The organism is Alloalcanivorax venustensis, from assembly GCF_047495515.1.
Taxonomy (GTDB): domain Bacteria; phylum Pseudomonadota; class Gammaproteobacteria; order Pseudomonadales; family Alcanivoracaceae; genus Alloalcanivorax; species Alloalcanivorax venustensis.
In genome coordinates this window covers 1,922,186-1,939,904 of sequence record NZ_CP179934.1, presented here as the reverse complement: position 1 = coordinate 1,939,904, position 17,719 = coordinate 1,922,186, and the positions used below count along the sequence as shown (strand labels likewise).

Below are 17,719 nucleotides of genomic sequence, written 5' to 3'. Positions count from 1 at the left end.
TGCGTATTGTCCGCGCGCCAAGCCTCGCTGCAAAGGTGTTTTAACTATTCACTGTTAACTGTTAACTATTAACTGCTCTAAACCATGGTGCCTTCGCGGGACCATTCGCAACGCACCCGCAGGGGCTCGTCGGAGGGCTCGTGGTAGTCGTCGGCGCTGTCCCACATGAAGGTGTGGAAGCCGGCGAAATCGGTTTCCAGGTGCACCACCGCCCCCACCCAGTACATCTGTTTGAGCAGGCGTTCGAATTTGGCGATCCAGTGCTCCCACTCGTACTCCACCGCCCGGTAGGACATGCCGAAGTGGATCACCTGGGTCTGGTAGCTGCCGCCGGAGGCCTGGTCGCCGGAGATCGCGAACATGTCCTGGCTGAGAAACGGCCACTGATCGGATTCCGGCAGGGTGCGGATGGCGCGGCGGTTGTGGAAGCAGCTCGCCTGGCGCTGCTGCCGGTCACCGAACGGCAGGTGCTTGATGCACCCGTAGACGATCGATTCGTTGTCCAATTCAAACCTCGTTCCAAAGAGAGCGCCGCGTCAGCGTCCGCAGCGTTCCATCTGCACCGCGTAGCGGGTGGCCATGTCCTGGGCGCGCTGCGCCGAGCGTTTCATGTAGGGCCGGCTTTTCCAGGTGCCCCGGGCATAGCCGCCGTGGCCGGCGTAGTACGCCAGATACAGATGGTAGGCGTCGTTGCGCGCGATGCCGTTACGCACATGGCTCTGGTAATGGTACCAGCCGACGAAGTGCACCGCGTCGCCGAAGTCGTCCCGGTCGGCGCCGCCGTGACCGGTTTCACGGCGGTACCAGTCCCAGGTGCCGTCCAGGGCCTGGGGGTAGCCGTAGGCGCTGGAGGGACGCTTCCAGGGAATAAAGCCCAGCAGCTTGGTGCGCGGCGGGCGAGCGTCGGCCTGGAAGCCGGATTCCTTGTAGATGGTGGCCATCAGAATCGCCACCGGCACGCCGAACTCTTTTTCGCTGCGCTTGGCGGCCTTGTACCAGTTGTTGAACCAGCCGCCTTTTTGGTCGAACACCGCGCAAACGTCGTCGATGTGGGTGGGCGTGGAGGCGCAGCCCCCCAATGCCAGAATCAAAGCCAGAACTGCGGCACGCATGGGCGACCTCGGGGTTTGGGTTTGAGTCATGGTAGCGGGTTGAGGGAACGCTGCAAGCAATGGCTTACCGGACCCGGCCTTGTGGGACCCGGCCTTGTGGGACCCGGCCTTGTGGGACCCGGCCTTGTGGGACCCGGCCTTGTGGGAGCGGGCCCCGCCCGCGAAAGGCAAGCGCAGCTTGCCGGCAGGATCCCAGAGAGGTTGTTGGTGCTGTCGTTAGCGAGGCCTCTGGCATCCTGCCGGGAGCTTTGCTCCCTTTCGCGGGCAAGGCCCGCTCCCACAAGAGCTCCGTTTCAGGGGCTTGGCCCGTTCCCAGCGTTGTTCAGTCTTCGAGCTTGATGCCGTGTTCGGCGAGGAAGCCGATAAATTCCTCCTCATCAATCACATCGACATCGAGGCTGCGGGCCTTGTCGAGTTTGGAGCCGGCGGACTCGCCGGCCACCACCCGGGCGGTCTTGCCGGAGACGCTGCCGGAGACCTTGGCGCCCAGGGCTTCCAGATGCTGCTGGGCCTGGTCGCGGGTGAGGCGCGCCAGGGTGCCGGTGAGCACCCAGGTCTCTCCTTCCAGGGGACGCTCGTCGGCGCCGCCGGCAGGGGCTTTCTTGGCCAGCTTGTCGGCGTAGGCCTGCGCGTCCTTTAGTGTTTTGCGCCAATCGTCAGCCTTGAGACCCTCCGCCAGCTTCTCCAGGGTGCCGGCTTTGACGCCGCTGTCGTCCTCGCCCTTGTCCACCGCCTTGAGCAGCGCGTCCAGGTGCCGGTAGTGGCGGCCCAGGGTTTCCAGGGTCTTGGTGCCCACGCCGCTGAGCGGCATGCCCAGCGTTTTGGCGCTGCTCAGGAAGTTGGCCAGGGTCAGGGTGTCCACGAAGCGGCGTGACGGCGTCCCGTTTGACTGCGGCTCGACGCCGGCGTTGAGCAGGCCGTCGATGACCTTCTCGTTGTGTTCTTCGGCGAAGAAGGCGGCGATCGCCTTGGCCACTTCGCCGCCCACGTCGGGCACCTGCAGGAACAACAGCAGCGGCGCGTTGCGGATGCTGTCCAGCTCGCCGAACGCTTCCGCCAGGGCCTTGGCGGTTTCCTCGCCGATCTGCAGGATGCCGAGCGCGAACAGGAAGCGGCTCAGCGGCGTTTTTTTCGACGCTTCCAGGGCCTCGATCAGGTTGGCGGCGGATTTCTCGCCCATGCGCTCCAGACCGGCCACGTCCTCGGCTTTGAGGCGGTAGAGGTCGGCCACGGTCTCGATCAGTTCCTGATCCACCAGGGCGTCCACCAGCTTGTCGCCCAGGCCGTCGATGTCCATGGCGCGCCGCGACGCGAAGTGCTTGATCGCCTCGCGCTGCTGGGCGCCGCAGATCAGGCCGCCGGTGCAGCGCGCCACCACGCCGTCGTCGGCGCGCAGAATCTCGCTGCCGCACACCGGGCACTCGGTGGGCAGGTTGATTTCCCCGGCATCCTTGGGGCGCCGCTCGGGGACCGTGCGCACCACCTTGGGAATCACGTCGCCGGCGCGGTAGATCACCACGCTGTCGCCGACGCGGATGTCCAGCCGGCGGATCTCGTCGATGTTATGCAGGGTGGCGTTGCTGACCGTGACGCCGCCCACCTGAACCGGCTCCAGCTTGGCCACCGGGGTCAGCGCGCCGGTGCGGCCCACCTGCCAGTCCACCTCGTTGAGCACGGTGATCTCTTCCGATGGCGGGTATTTCAGTGCCACCGCCCAAGCCGGTTCCCTGGCCCGAAAGCCCAGCATGTCCTGGAACTCGATAGAGTTCACTTTAAAGACCACGCCATCGATCTCGTAGGGCAGGCGGTCCCGCTTCTCACCGATATCATGAAAATACGCCAGACACCCGGCGGTGCCTTTTGCCGTTTTCACTTCCTTGGCTACGCGGAATCCCCAGTCCTGCAAGTGGCTCAGCCTGGTTCTCTGCCGGTCGCTGACACGGCCGCCCTCGATATGCCCTATGCCGTAACAAAAGAAGACCAGCGGACGCTGGGCAGCCAGCTTTGAGTCAAGTTGACGCATGCTGCCCGCGGCGAGGTTGCGGGGGTTGGCAAAAGGCCTTTCATCGGCATCAGCGCGCTTTTTATTCAGCTTCTCGAATTCATGCTTAGTAACACAGACCTCACCCCGGACTTCCAAGGTGCGCGGCCAGCCCTTTCCCAAAAGCTCCAGGGGTATCGAGCGGATCGTCATGGCGTTAGCGGTGACATCCTCACCGACTTCGCCGTCTCCACGGGTCGCTGCCCGCACCAGCTGGCCATTTTCGTACAAAAGGCTGATCGCAAGACCGTCGAATTTGAGTTCACAGCAGTATTCAATCTCGACGCTCTCGCTGTCGAAAAGGCTGAGGTTATTCGATTTCCGATTTAACTGTTTGGCTATCCTGGAATCAAACGCGGAAAACTGATCTTCATCGGTCAGCGTCTGAAGACTCAGCATGGGTACCTGGTGCTTTACTTCATCAAATTTTTCCAGGGGCTTACCGCCAACCCTTTTCGTGGGCGAATTGGCGGTAACAAGATCGGGGTGCGCTTCTTCCAAAGCCTGCAATTGTTGAAAAGCACGGTCGTATTCCGAATCAGGCACGGACGGATCATCAAGGACGTAATACTCATGCGCCCACTGATTGAGCTGATCGCGAAGCGTTTTGATCTCTTCGGCTGGGGAAGTGTCTTTCTTTGCGGTCACTGTTGCCTGGTCCGTTGGTTAATGCGGGGGTGGGAGCGGGCCTTGTGGGAGCGGGCCCGGCCCGCGAAAGGGCGCGAAGCGCCCGGCAGGATCCCAGAGGCCATTTTAACGGCGGCAGCAACACCGTCTCTGGAATCCTGCCGGCCGGCTTTGCCGGCCTTTCGCTTGCAAGCAAGCTCCCACAAGGCCTGCTCCCACAAAAGGCCGTCCCACAACGGTCCGCCTGTCGCCAAGGGTGCTCAGGCCCCGTGGGAGACGCGCTGGCGGCGTTCGAATTCCTGCACGCGCTGGCGCAGGTGCTCCATGGTTTGCGGGGTGAGCACGCTGTGCTGCTCGTCCTTGAGGTCGCCGTTCATGCCTTCGGCGAGACGGCGGCCGGCGGTGAGCATGCGCTCCAGGGAGGCGAGCGGGTCACGGGGGCCGGGCAGCTTCATAAAGAAGGTGATGCCGGCGAACTGCTCGTCTTCCATGGTATCGATGTCGAAGGTGCCCGGCTCCACGGCGTTGGCCACGGAAAACTCCAGTTGCTCGCGGCCGTCCACGTCACGGTGGCGGTGGAAGATGTGCATGTCGCCGTAGCGCAGGCCGTTTTCCAGCAGCAGGCGCAGCATGTCCTGGCCGTCGAAGCGTTCCGGGCGGCGGGCGATCAGGTGGAAGACGATCACTTCCAGTACCGGGCCCGGGTCCTTGGGTTTCGGCTCCTGACGGGCGGCGGACGGGCGCGGCGCGGACTGCTTGCGGCTTTCCTCGCGGCGCAGCTCTTCGCGCTGGGAGCCGGTGGCAGGCTCGCGGGTGGCTTCGGGCCGGCGCGTCACCCGGCGGGCCGGCGGCTCGTCCACGTCGTCCGTGTCGGTGACGCCGGAGGCGGCGGACCCGGAGGTGGCGGCGCCGGCTTTCGCGGAGCCGGCCACCGGACTTTCCGGCGCGGCGTCATCGTCGTCGCCGTTGTCGGCGTCGAACAGGGTTTGCTGCTCGGCGCGGCGGGAGGGCGCTTCCGGCGGCGCTTCGGCGGTGTCCATCATGATCGGCGGGTCGGCGCGGTCGCCGTCCTCGTCGACGCCGTCCTCGTCGACGCCGTCCATATCGATGCGGGCCTGCTCTTCGCGGCTGCGCACGCGCGGGCGGCCGATCAGTTCGTTGGGGTAATCGTCGTCGCTGTCGTCGTCCGCCGCCGGGCCTTTGCCGAACCGGCGGTCGATGCGCATGCGCAACCGGCCGTGGCGTTCGCGGATCATGCGCCGCACGCCATCGGCAAGAATCAGGAGGATCAGAATAACCAGAATGCCGATCAATGTTTCCAGATTCAGGCCCATGTTGCCTCTTCCTTAGCTCGCGCCAGTTTCAGTCATCATTGGTCAGCCGCCGGCGCCTGTCAAAACGCCGGCGGCGGCTTACATGGCCGCCAGCTCGGCGGCCTCTTCCACATCCACGGACACCAGTCGCGAGACACCCGGTTCGTGCATGGTAACGCCCATCAGGGTACGCGCCATTTCCATGGCGATCTTGTTGTGGGTGATGTAAATAAATTGCACCCGCTCGGCCATCTCCGAGACCAGATTACAGAACCGGCCCACGTTGGCGTCGTCCAGCGGCGCGTCCACCTCATCGAGCAGACAGAACGGCGCCGGATTCAGTTCAAAAATACTGAATACCAGGGACAGGGCCGTGAGCGCCTTCTCACCCCCGGACAACAGGTGGATGGTGCTGTTGCGCTTGCCCGGGGGCCGCGCCATGATCGCCACGCCGGTGTCGAGCAGGTCGTCGCCGGTCAGCTCCAGGTAGGCGTGGCCGCCGCCGAACACCTTCGGGAACAGCTCCTGGAGACCCTTGTTGATGCGGTCGAAGTATTCCTTGAAGCGGGTGCGGGTTTCCCGGTCGATCTTGCGGATGGCGTTTTCCAGCGTCCGGAGCGCGTCTTCCAGATCCTCGTTCTGCTGATCCAGATACTGTTTACGCTCGGACTGCTGCTGGTATTCGTCGATGGCCGCCAGGTTGATCTGGCCGAGCCGGCCGATGCGCTGGGCGATCTGCTCCAGGTCGTCGGACCACTGCTTCTCGTCGGCGTCCTCGGGCAGATTATTGAGCACCGTGTCCAGATCGAAGTGCTGCTCGTTAAGCTGCTCCGCCACGGTCTGGCGGCGGGTGCTCAGGTCCTGCCACTGCATGCGCTTGTTGTTGATCGTGTCGCGCACTTCCTGGGCCTGGCGCTCATGCTGGCCGCGCCGGCCTTCCAGGTCGCGCATCTGGTGTTCCACGTCTTCCAGCTGGCGGCGCGCTTCGATCAGCTGCTGCTCCGCTTCCAGACGCTGCTCCAGCTTCTCTTCCAGTTGCTCCTGCAGCTCGATGCCCGGATCACCGTCTTCGCCGGCCTGCTCTTCCAGCTGCGCCTTGCGTTCGCGCAGGCTGGCCACCTGGGATTCCAGCCGCGCCAGGTTCTGGCGCAGGGCGTCCGCCTGGGTGCGCGCGCCCTGGGCGTCCATCGCCAGCTGGTGGGCGTGGTCGCGGTGCTGGCGCGCCTGCTGGCGGGCCTCGTCCAGGGCCATGCGGGTCTCGTCGCGGCGCGACAGTAGCGCTTCGCGCTCGCCGGAGTCCTGCTCCATGGCGTCCAGGGCCTCCTGCAGGACGGCGCGGGACTCCTTGATCTGTTCCTGTTCCTGCTGCAGCTGGCCGCCGGCTTCCTCCAGCTCCTTGCCGAGGCGCTCGCGGCGCATGGTGATCTGCTCCAGGCGCACCTGGCGGGCGCTCACCTGGGCGTTCACCTCGCCCAACTCGCGGCTGATGCGCGACGCCTGGCGCTGCACTTCCTCGCGCTCTTCCTCCAGCTCGGCGACCTGCTCGCGGGTCTCTTCCAGCTTGGCCTTCAGCTCGTCGACGCGCTGCTGGCCGCTGTCGATCAGCCCGGCCAGGCTCTCCAGCTCACGGCGGCGCTCCAGCACCCCGGCTTCCTGGTCCTGCTCGCGGGCCACGGTGAGCCAGTCCGGCCCCAGCCAGATGCCGTCGCGGGTGACCACGGATTCGCCGGCCTTCAGGCGGCCGCGCAGCGCCAGGGCGGCGCCCAGGTCGTCGGCGGCGTAGACCCCGGCCAGCAGCCCTTCCGGCACCTGGCCGGTGACGTGGGAGCGCAGCAGATCGCCGGCGTCGCCGGAGGCCTGCACCGGGCTCTCGTGGACCAGCGCCACGCGGCCATGGGTCAGGTCGCCGAGCCAGCTGCTGACTTCCTCCAGGCCGTCCACGGACACCGCCTGCAGGGCGTCGCCGAGCACCGCTTCCACGGCGTTTTCCCAGCCCTCGGCCACTTCGATGCGGTCCGCCAGGCGCGGCCGCTGGTCCAGGTCGTGGCGCTCCAGCCAGTCGCTGACCGCGCCGTCGTCGCCCATGGCGGCTTTTTGCAGGGCTTCCAGGGAGGTGTGGCGGTTCTTGTGGTTCTGCAGCTGGTCGCGGGCCTCGTCCAGCTCGCGGCCGCGCTCGCCGTTGTCCCGGCGCAGCTGATTAATCTGTTCCTGCAGGCTTTCGGCGCGCATTTCGCTTTCTTCGCGCTGCTCCTGGTACTCGGCTACCTGCTCTTCGAACTCGCGCATTTCCCGGGCCAGCGGCCCGGAATCCAGGGACTCCTGCTCCTTGCGCAGGCGCTCCATGCGCTCGCCCAGGCGCTCGATGGACTTCTCCAGGTGCTGGATGCGGGACTGCTCCACCTCCGCCTGGCGGCGGGACTCGCCGGCCTTGCTGTTGAAGGTTTCCCAGGCCTGCTGCCACTCCTGCATGGCGTCCTCGGCACGGGCCAGCGCCTCCGCGGAGGTCTCCTGCTGCTCGTGGGCCTCTTCCAGGCCCGGCTCCAGGGCCGCCAGCCGCTCCTCCAGCTCGGCGAGCTTCTCCGCGTCGGTGTTCTGGTGGGCGTCCGCCTCTTTCCAGCTGGCGGTCACCTGATCCAGCTCCTCGAACAGCTGCTGCCGGCGCTCGCGCTGGTGCTGAATGCTCTGCTCCAGGCGCGCTACCTCGGCGCCCAGCGCGTAGAACTTCTGCTGCACCTGGTTGAAGCCTTCCTGGGCGTCGTTGTGGCTCTCGCGCAGCCGCTCGATCTCCGCGTCCACGTGGCGCTGCTCGGCGATGCGCGCCTCCATGGCCACTTCCAGCTCGGCGATAATCTGGTCCAGCTGCTTCACCTGGCCGTTCAACCCGCGCCAGCGCAGCGCCTTGAGCTGGGCGCTCTTGTGGCGCTCTTCCTCTTTATACTGCTTGTACTTCTCGGCGGCGGACGCCTGACGGCTCAGGCGCTCGATCTGGCGCTCCAGCTCGTCACGGATGTCGGTGAGCCGCTCCAGGTTCTCGCGGGTGCGGCGCATGCGGTTCTCGGTCTCCCGGCGTCGCGCCTTGTACTTGGAGATGCCCGCCGCTTCCTCGATATAGACGCGCAACTCTTCCGGCTTCGCCTCGATCAGCCGGGAAATCATGCCCTGCTCGATGATCGCGTAGCTGCGCGGGCCCAGGCCGGTGCCCAGGAAGATGTCGGAGATGTCCTTGCGGCGGCACTTGGTGCCGTTCAGGTAGTAGTTGGACTGGCCGTCCCGGGTCACCTGGCGCTTCACGGAGATTTCGTTGAACTTGCCGTACTCGCCGGTGACGGTGCCGTCGGAATTATCGAACACCAGCTCAATGGAGGCCTGGGCCACCGGCTTGCGCGCATTGGAGCCGTTGAAAATCACGTCCGCCATGGACTCACCGCGCAGGTGCTTGGCGGAGGACTCGCCCATCACCCAGCGCACCGCGTCGATGATGTTCGACTTGCCGCACCCGTTGGGGCCCACCACGGCGGTCAGATTTTCCGGGAACGAGGCCGGCGTCGGGTCCACGAAGGACTTGAACCCGGCCAGCTTGATTGTTTTCAGTCTCATAGTGCTCGCATGGCGGCCCAGGCCGCTCCTAACCCAAAGCGCCCGCGACCCGGCGGGTCGCCGGCGGACGGTTCAAACGCGCTAGTCTAGCGGGAAGAGAGGGTGAATTCATCCACGGCGGGGGCGTTTTACGTGTCGTTACACGAGGGGCCGGAGTGCGCAGGTGGGGGAATCAGGTCCGTTGTCCCACCATGGCCCTCTCAACGCCTGTCTCAGGGGGCTCGCATGGCGAAAATCTGTCGTATCTCTGGTAGTTCAGCGCCCGCCCTTCGGGTCTTGCAGCAAGGTCGGCTCCGTTTCGAGGATCTTCAGGCTCCGGAACAGGAACGAGCCTTCGACCAGTTCCTTGAGCGCCTCGACCGGCCCAATCAACACCTGAATGACGCCATGGAGGCCCTTAGCCGCGAGGCGGAAGCCAACGGCGCCGACGGGCTCTGGGTCATCGTTGCCCATTGCGAATCACGCGATCCCGGTGATCAGATCTTCTCGTTGCCAGCGGCGACGCTGCCAAGCCAGTGCCGGTCTTCGTCGGTCCGGGCCATTCTTTTCGGGGTGCAAGTCGCCAGCATGTCCTCCAGCGAGGGGCGATCGGGGCACATCACAAGCGCGTCCTCATGGAGCTCAAGTGTCACCGTGCCGCCTACCTCCAGGTCGAGCTGAGCCATCAGCGCGTCAGGAAGGCGCACCGCGAAACTATTGCCCCTCTTTCCTATTTGCACTTTCATCACGATTACCTGAAATATTTTAAATGGTACCAACCTGATAAAACACCTACAGAAACAATGAACCGCAATTAGGATCGGCTTGAGACTCGCGTCAACAGATCAAGCCCCTATTCTGAAAACCTTATCCCCGTCCAAAAGTTTCCATACGGCTTAGCCGAAGTAGACGCACACCGAGAGGTATCGAGATGAAGATCAACCGGCAACTTCTGTGCCTGGGCGGAAAGCGCAGTGGAGTACTGGCTTTGGATTCTTGAATGAGGCGTGCTATCTGACCACCACGCCATAGTCATAACGTCAGATGCAGTCGTTTCTCCATCACTCCATGTCGGAGCGCAATTCAGTGCAGCAGCGTTTACATCCGAAGGCGATGCTTTAAACTTTAGTTGCAAGACATGGTTATAGCCATCGTAAAATGTACCGACCGAGACTATTTCTGCGTCATTAATTAACCAGTCCAGCTCAGCATAAGCATTAATGGCCCAGAAAATACCAATCATAAATAAAATAATTTTGACTTTCATCTACCCTTTCTCAGCTTATGTTAATGATTTAAAACTCGCGCACAACGACGTTGCTAAACCGCCAATCGAATCTGGCACGCGACCAAGTGCATCACCATACATCACAATAGTGATACATTAAATTTTATCTATAAAGCGGAATTAATATCTTGCAAACCGGACCCGCGCGATAATCCGCGACAAAAAATATATAAATACCTACCCTATAAAAAACTTTAATAACGCTTCAAACGACTAAGACCTGCTGAAACAACAAATGCAAAATAAAACAGAGATAGTCCCGCAATAGAGATATTAAAAACACTATTACTTATAATCTCTTTTTTGATCATAACTAGCGGCAACGGCACCGCAAACGCCGCAAACAAAATAAAAGCCACAAGGCTATAACTTCTAACTACCCTAAATTTGTTCAATGCTATAAAAAAAAGCAACCTTAAAAGCACAACATACATTAGCAATAAAATTGTTTCCATAAATGCCACCATTCTTAATATTTACTCGATTGTGCCGTAGATGGTTGCACCGCTTGAAAAACCCTCCATCATTAGCATGGGCTTGGCAGCTTGATTAACTGCTGGCTCGAAGTATCCAGGCGAACCCTTATACCATCTAGCATTATAAGGGGTTCCATATGCGCTTATTTTAGGAACACTACGCATCAACCCTGTTACGGATGTACCCAAATCAAGGCCGGCGTTTATTAACGTACCCGCTTTTTGGCTGCCAGTGACGGCCACCAACCCTTGCTGAGCAAGACTATCAGTGCCTCTTATACCTGCTTGAATATTATCTACACCTTTCACCGCCAACACTCCACCCCCAGCACAAGTGACGACACCCGTGCATATTGCTCCTCCCAAAAGAACTTGTCCCAGACCACCGAGTGCCTGCCCAGCCCGCAGAAGTAGATTTACACCTTCCTCTCTGAAGAAACCGAATATTGATGACTCTTGATGATCTCCGATCTGATTGAACCTATAGCCTACAGCACCTTGAAGCGCACCGACCGCAAACTTCCCACCAGTAACTTGAGAAACCGTACCACTAGTCAGGGCAGCAGTTAACGTGCCTCCGGCATCATTTGGCACCAAGTATTGAATGGCGCCTCCTAATGCGGACTCTGTCACTCCGCCAACAAAACCAGACCGAGCGCCCCCCCCAGAAGCCGCGGCAAAGGCCGCCCCCCTAGCTCCATGCAAGCCAGCAGCACCTACACTCCCTATGGTCCCATGATCCCGGGCCGCTCCGATTCTGCCTGCTACCCACTGATTAGAATATGCCAACGCAGCAGACTTCACCCCAATTTTAGCTACATCAGACAGAGAAGCATCATTGGCATACGCGATACTAGCGTTGGCCCCTGCAGCACAAAGCGGAGCAGCGGGACCGCAGGCAACAGTGCTTACAATTCCAATAACTTCACCAGCATATTTGTTTCGCTGCGCGAACTCAGACAACGCCCTGCCACCGTATCTGAACAATGCTTCGCCGACCGGTCCCAGAGCAAATTGCATGATCTCACGTTTATATTCCTTTCTGAAATCACGCCACTTATCCGTTATATTTTCGCTCCACCATGAATAGCCGGTCGGGTCGGTGTAGCTCATGGGATTATTGAGCACATAGCTGTAGCGGTTATAGCTCTCGGTGTTCTTAAGGCCTTTCACCACTGGGTCCGCACTCATAAAACGGCCGAGTGTTGGATCGTAGATCCGGCCGCCCATATGGATCACGCCCACCTGATCGAGCATCTCATGGCCCGTAAAGCCTTTACCTGTGGTGTTCTCATCGCGCTCTAGCTCGAACCAGGCGGTATCGGTCAGCAGGGTCCAGTTCAGGCCGTGCCTTGGCCGCCCCCACGGGTCGTACTGGAAGCGCTCGGTGACGCCACCGAGCTGATTGGCGACGGCCACGATGGAGCCGAGCGCGTCCGAGAACAGGTATTCGTCCTTGAGCGTTGAGGTGTCGCCATCCTCCAGCGAGACGACCACTCCGCCAGGCAAAGACCAGCGTTCTTTCACCGTGGTGCTGCCGGACTCGGAGATCGTTAAGGCCTCGTAGGAACCGATCGAGGTCTTGCTGATCGTTTTGCTGGAGGTGGAGCTTATCTTACGCAGGATCTCGCGCGACGGGCCGTAAACAAAGTCGACTTGAGCGTCAGGCGTGCTGATCGACACCGGCTTATTGAAGGAGGTGTACGAGATCGTCTTGTTTCCGCCGATAAGCATGTTGCCGCCGTCGTCGTAGCAGTACTGCTCGTTCCTGGCGCCGCTCACCTGGGTGACCGCGTAGGGGCCGGGAGTGAAGGTCTCCCCTTGGTACTGGCAGCTCTCCTGGTACGAATAGGTGCCGACATCGTTGCGGGAAGTGATGTTACCGGCGACATCGTATTGGACGGTCTGATCGAATGACATGCCCGGGCTGCTCAGATTGTCTACGCTGGCGCTGATCAGGCGATCGAGATTGTCATAACCGAAGGTTTCCTCAATATCGAGGTTTTGAGCGGTGTTCGTTTGGGTACGTTGAAGCATGGTGCCATTGGGATCGTAGACGTAGGTTTCGTCCTGGATATCCCACCCGGAGGCCAACATCATCTTGGAGCGAATCTGGGAGACCATGCCCGTAGCGTCGTCGTAGGCCGCCTGGTTCTCAATCATGCCGTTGGCGAATCGGCGCTGAGTGACATCGCCGCGGGCGTTCTGGGAAAGAATCTGCCAGTAATAGTCCGAGGTGCCAGCCTTACCAAGCTCAGTGAGAAAACCCAGCGCGTTATAGCGGTACTCGACGCTGATACTCGGTCCCTGATCCCGGTGAGTGGGTGTCATCAAGGCAACCTTACCGGTATCCGGATCGTATTCCCGGGTGCTTACGTAGTCCTCTTGTCCGTAGCTGGTTTCGGTGCGGACAACCCTACCCAAGCTGTCGTAGAAAGGTTCTTGCGAATAGCCTTCGGATGTTTGGATCGAGGAAAGTCGACCTACACCCTTGGATGGCGAGTCGTAGCTCCAGTTTGCGTCGGCTAGCTGCCCTTGGCAGGCACTCAGGGCGCCCGACTTAGCCTGCTCCCAACTGGAGGAGGCCAGATAGTCATCGGTACGAGCGACCTTTCTGCCAAGAATATCGTGACTGAAGCAGACACGGCGGCCAGAGCCGTTCTCTTGGAGAATCAACTGATCGTAGCCGTCGTAGGCGTATCGCCAAGTACCAATATTCGGGTCGCTGGAGAGCACTTTGCGGCCCAGCTGATCGTATTGGTTGACCAGCTCGACACCGCCCGGTAACAGCGCCTTCGTGAGCTGACCAGTGGCGTCATAGAAGTAGGTTATCTGGCGGCCATCGTTATCCGTCGCCTGACGCATATTCCCGGCGACATCCTCAGTCACAGACGAAACACGAACCTGACTGCCGGCGCCCAATTGGCCGGTCCAGGAGGTCGTCTGGGTGGTCGTCAAACCGTTAAACTGAGTCTCCAGTAGAGCCCCAGAAGCATTGAGCTTTTTAGTCGCGCGCCCCATAGCGTCCCGTTCGAGAACCTCGTCCCAGTGAACAGTGTCACCCGCTTCGTAAGGCTGACTGCTTCGAAGCAGGCGACCCTGGGGATCGTACTGGGCCACGTTGTAGATATAGGTTCCGTCCAGGCCCTGTGAGCGCGTTTGCACGGTACGCCCAAGCTTGTCCTTGTACTCACGAGTCTTTGGCGACATGACGGCACCGCTAGCCGATGTCGTCCAGGTTTCGGAGTAGTAGGTAGCGTGTGCGGGGCAGCCCGAGACACAAGTGGCGAGTCGTACCTCGGTGGCTTGGCCTCCCGGCGACTGTTCACGCACCACCCTACCAACGGAGTCGTATTCCCACGAGGATACAAGCCCGTTGGGATCTTGTTGTGTCAGCTTCGCGCCGGTCACCTCATCATAGGTGTAGGTAACCTGATGGCCTAGTTCATTGGTTACACTGGTCTGGAAACGGCCACTCGGGTCATAACCGAATTGAACCGATCGCGGAGGGCTTCCTGGCACGGAGGTCGTTACCGACTCCTTTAAGCCAAAGGCGTTATAGGTGTAGCTTTTCTCCTTACGCAACTCGGGTTGATCCGGCTCAATAATCTCCTTCTTGACCATCCCACCGAACTGCGACTGCGAGGGTGAATAGTATTCCCACTCAGAGGTCTTTGTGATCGCCGGCACGGGAACGCCATTGTAGGTGCCTGACTGGGTCACCGAGGATCTGGTGATTCGGCCCAGAATCCAATCGTCCAGAAAGTCATCGAACTGGCTTGTGACTGTCTTGGTAAAGGTTTGCTGGGGACCGGAGGTGGTTACCGTAGCCCCGGTCAGATTCCCAAAGTTATCGTAAGTATTAGTGGATACCACCGACTGTCTGAAGGCGCCATTCAAATCGTGGCTGGTGGACTCGCTTTCCACCTGTTGAACACGGTAGCGAAGCGACGTGGCGTCATCAGCATCCCAGATAGTGCCGTCATAACCCTCGACATTGAAACCGGATCCGCTATAAAGAACGGTTTCCCAGGTGTTCTCCTGCTCGGAAACGACCTGTAACGCACCGCTGTCGGTCAGATAGCTGGTCTGGCTGGATTCAAGGCGACCGGTTTGATGCAGGTAAGGTTCGTGCAGATACCAGGCCTCATTAATCCTTTTGCCATCCTCAGAGGTTGTCTCGATATAGCGAAAACCGAGCCCGCCAATCTCGCCCTCGAGATAGCCGTAGTCCTCGTAGTAATACGTCTCTTCGTTAACGCCACCGACGCCATTTGATACCAGGAGACGAGAGACGACGTTAACACCGGATGCAGCATAAATTTCGCCATGAGGCCCCGTGCCTGAATTGTACGAATAGACCGACGGATCGGCGATATCTTTGTATTCAACCTCGTAGGATAGCCCCAGGCCATTGGTGACACCCACAAGATAATCGTGATTTTCAAGAGACCCGGAATCAAAGCAAGCCATGCCACGATTGCGAGGATAAATATCTTTCCAGTACAACGCGCAGTAACTCACCTTACCGTCACCGTCGGCGTCGGCCCATCCCCGGTTAACTTCTCGTAGATTGCGCAGGCCCGATATACCGCCAAGATCGGGTAGAACGTACGTAACAACAGATTCGCCAAAGCCGTCAGGCGTTGAAAGCATGCAGTTCAACTCGGAGTCGACTTCTGCGCACCAATCCATTATACCGTCATCATTTACATCCATGAACTGGGTTGCTTCAGCCATGGATTCATAGTCATAGCCCGACCCTTGCACCACAGGCATGAACGGTGACTCAATCTCGCCGGCCCAGCCGCTGCCCGTAGATTCAAGACATCTGGCACGATAACCGTCGTACCCTCCAGAATGATCCATATAGATACGGCAATAGTCAGAGTAGCCATTTCCGGAAAAGTCGAAGAAGCGAGCGCTAAAATATTTAGTTGTGCTTCCCTGATAGGGGAAAGAAGGCTCAGAACGACTTGCCAAATGAGAACCGGATTTAGACCACCGGCCAGCCGTCAAATCTTTACCATTCTTGTTAATATCACAAACTATACGATCTTTCTTAGTGCGGCAGAAATCGGGCAGACTGTCACCGGAGACATCGACCCAGTAGCCACCAGTGCGTTCTATTCTCTGCGTGAATACATGATCTTCAAATTCGAACACGCCCTCTTTTTTTAACGCACAGGTGACATATTTATTACCATTCACCGGTTTATACGAGAAGCAGTAATCCAGATTACCGTCACCATCAAAGTCAGTCCAAGACCGGCCTGCAACGTCTCCAACAGCAGCAGGACGATCAATGTCAAAGCTAACGACGGTATCGAAACTCGGCACTTGCTGGCCGTCATTCAAGTGGCACTTAATTCTGTCTGTACCGTAGAACGCCCAACCGGCTTTTTCGTCGAGTGGCACAGAGTAACAAAAATCTGTATAGCCGTCGTTGTTGATGTCTCGCCAGGCAGGGTCGACATTCCAGTTTACCAGATAAATTCCTGAACTCTGTGGAACCGGCTCTGTACCCTGAAGACCCGCATCAATAAGGATCGGATTACCAAAATTGCCGTTCCCATCGTTGACGTAACATATGATCTCGAGGCCGGACGAAGCACCGCTATATGTCGAGATACGACAATAATCGTCGATTTTGTCCCGGTTAATATCCGCCCAACGATTAAAACCGCTTCTCGGGAGACCTTCTTGAAAAATCTCTTCAGGGCCCGCCGGCAATTTTATATATTGGCCGTTCGAAAAATTTACGGGCCCAGCATTCTGCCATTCAAGTTCAGTGGCCTGGAAACATTCTTTTTTATAATCGCACTCGGCGTAGCTCGATATCAGCGAGCGCCGTGTAACCGGGTTAGTATCATAGGAGAAGTGGTACTCGCGAAGAGTGGATCCTCCAACTCGGCTCTGTATACTACTCAAGCGAATACCTGCATCGTAACGACGACCAAGAACAGGTATGGATTGGCCATATGGATCGGCTTCGTAGCTAAAGTCCACGACAGCATGGCCAGGCTCTGAACTCCCGGCTTTCACCGTATACTCTATGAAGTCGGGAAACGTAGCGGCACGATCTGGCAGATATTCTATTCGATATCCATAACCCAAACGGTCGGATACCGAGCCTAAGGCCCAGGTCGCAATAGCCTCATTGTTCCTGAGTCCGGCAACGCGCGAATTGTCAGTCTGCCCGTAACGATAAATGTCACCATCTTTCTTATATTGAGTGAAGCCGCCGTTCTCGAACACAACTCGAGAACTGTCTTCTTGCTCCAGCCGATACTCTGAACCACTCTGCCAGTAAGTGCCGCTTACCAGAATCAGTCTGCCACCGTCCAAGCAGGCCAGGTCCTGGTCTGAGCCGTCCGCAGCCTGAACATAGCCATCTTGAAGATTGTTACGTCCACAGCGCTTAACTTTTGAAAGCCCGGATATCTGGAAACCCATACCAGCCTGGCCATAATCGCCGTTACTGGAGTAATTCAGTGACACGCTAGGTGCTACGCCGGCACCACCACTCGCCACCTGAATAGGTATAGAGAGTTGCGCCTGGCCTTTACTGACAGAGAAGCTGGATTGAGAGGCGCCAACCAAAGAATAAAGGAGATTGATGCGACGCGGCTCGTTAAAGTCTCCGCCTTGTGCCTCGGAGTAAAATTCATCATCGATAACGATTTCGGCACCCTCAGCGCCGATATTATCGGTTGCCGTGACATTAGTGTTTCCGGATACAGCGTGATCACCGATATGTGTAAATTGGTCTTCGATATCGAAGCCGCCGTTTCCATTATTTTTTAAGTAAACGGTGTTGTCAGACGCATCTTTTGAATGGAGCAGGATATCGATTTCGCCATCGCCGTCGAAATCGCCAACCATCAGCTCAAAATCGTCGGTCGGTTCAGCAGGCATTTCAGCATTCGGGGATATTGTACAAGCAACGAACTCACCGGACGATGTTCCGCAGAACAATAACGTCTCAAAGCCGGAATTGACGGCTATAGGGAAAGTAATTCTTACACCGAGTGGGATAATTCGAGGAACAGACCGAAGAAGGATATCCGGGTAACCATCAAGGCCATATTCATTACTCTCGACGTCTTCATAATAGACGTCGTAGTACTTCTCTTCGAATGGGCCATTCATGGAGGCACCGGCCTGCGCACAAAACAGCAAAAAAAATACACCAAATAAAGCGAGACCTCTATTTAATCCCAGCATCCTCAGACCCACCTTGCTTATATCCCTTTTTTCCCCAGTTTCTATAAAAGTGAGGATCA

At 58.7% G+C, this 17,719-nt stretch carries 10 protein-coding genes; all 10 read right to left on the bottom strand.

Annotated features, from left to right (window positions below):
- Nucleotides 1-77 precede the first annotated feature (77 nt).
- Entirely contained in the window at nt 78-506 is a 429-nt protein-coding gene (locus tag ACMG4O_RS09145) for a hypothetical protein (RefSeq protein ID WP_142948463.1), read from the bottom strand.
- A 30-nt stretch (nt 507-536) separates the two neighbouring features.
- Complete coding sequence (locus tag ACMG4O_RS09140) at nt 537-1,112, bottom strand: hypothetical protein (protein ID WP_067608221.1); 576 nt, start codon at nt 1,110-1,112, stop codon at nt 537-539.
- 322 nt (nt 1,113-1,434) lie between these two features.
- Entirely contained in the window at nt 1,435-3,801 is a 2,367-nt protein-coding gene (ligA, locus tag ACMG4O_RS09135; RefSeq protein ID WP_414433667.1) for an NAD-dependent DNA ligase LigA, read from the bottom strand.
- A 239-nt stretch (nt 3,802-4,040) separates the two neighbouring features.
- Nucleotides 4,041-5,114, bottom strand: a complete 1,074-nt coding sequence (gene zipA / locus ACMG4O_RS09130; protein ID WP_414433666.1) for a cell division protein ZipA — start codon at nt 5,112-5,114, stop codon at nt 4,041-4,043.
- Between the two features lie 78 nt (nt 5,115-5,192).
- A complete protein-coding gene (smc, locus tag ACMG4O_RS09125; protein ID WP_067606704.1) occupies nt 5,193-8,690 on the bottom strand; it encodes a chromosome segregation protein SMC in 3,498 nt (1,165 codons plus the stop codon).
- Nucleotides 8,691-8,945: 255 nt separating this feature from the next.
- Nucleotides 8,946-9,143 carry a hypothetical protein gene (locus ACMG4O_RS09120; RefSeq protein WP_414433665.1) on the bottom strand — a complete coding sequence of 66 codons (198 nt, stop codon included), beginning with the start codon at nt 9,141-9,143 and terminating at the stop codon, nt 8,946-8,948.
- A gap of 23 nt (nt 9,144-9,166) precedes the next feature.
- A complete protein-coding gene (locus tag ACMG4O_RS09115; RefSeq protein WP_414433664.1) occupies nt 9,167-9,415 on the bottom strand; it encodes an AbrB/MazE/SpoVT family DNA-binding domain-containing protein in 249 nt (82 codons plus the stop codon).
- Nucleotides 9,416-9,522: 107 nt separating this feature from the next.
- Complete coding sequence (locus ACMG4O_RS09110) at nt 9,523-9,936, bottom strand: hypothetical protein (RefSeq protein ID WP_414433663.1); 414 nt, start codon at nt 9,934-9,936, stop codon at nt 9,523-9,525.
- 215 nt (nt 9,937-10,151) lie between these two features.
- Entirely contained in the window at nt 10,152-10,412 is a 261-nt protein-coding gene (locus tag ACMG4O_RS09105) for a hypothetical protein (RefSeq protein WP_414433662.1), read from the bottom strand.
- 21 nt (nt 10,413-10,433) lie between these two features.
- The gene (locus ACMG4O_RS09100) at nt 10,434-17,660 is read right to left on the bottom strand and encodes an RHS repeat-associated core domain-containing protein (protein WP_414433661.1); all 7,227 of its coding nucleotides are present in this window, start codon (nt 17,658-17,660) and stop codon (nt 10,434-10,436) included.
- Nucleotides 17,661-17,719 lie beyond the last annotated feature (59 nt).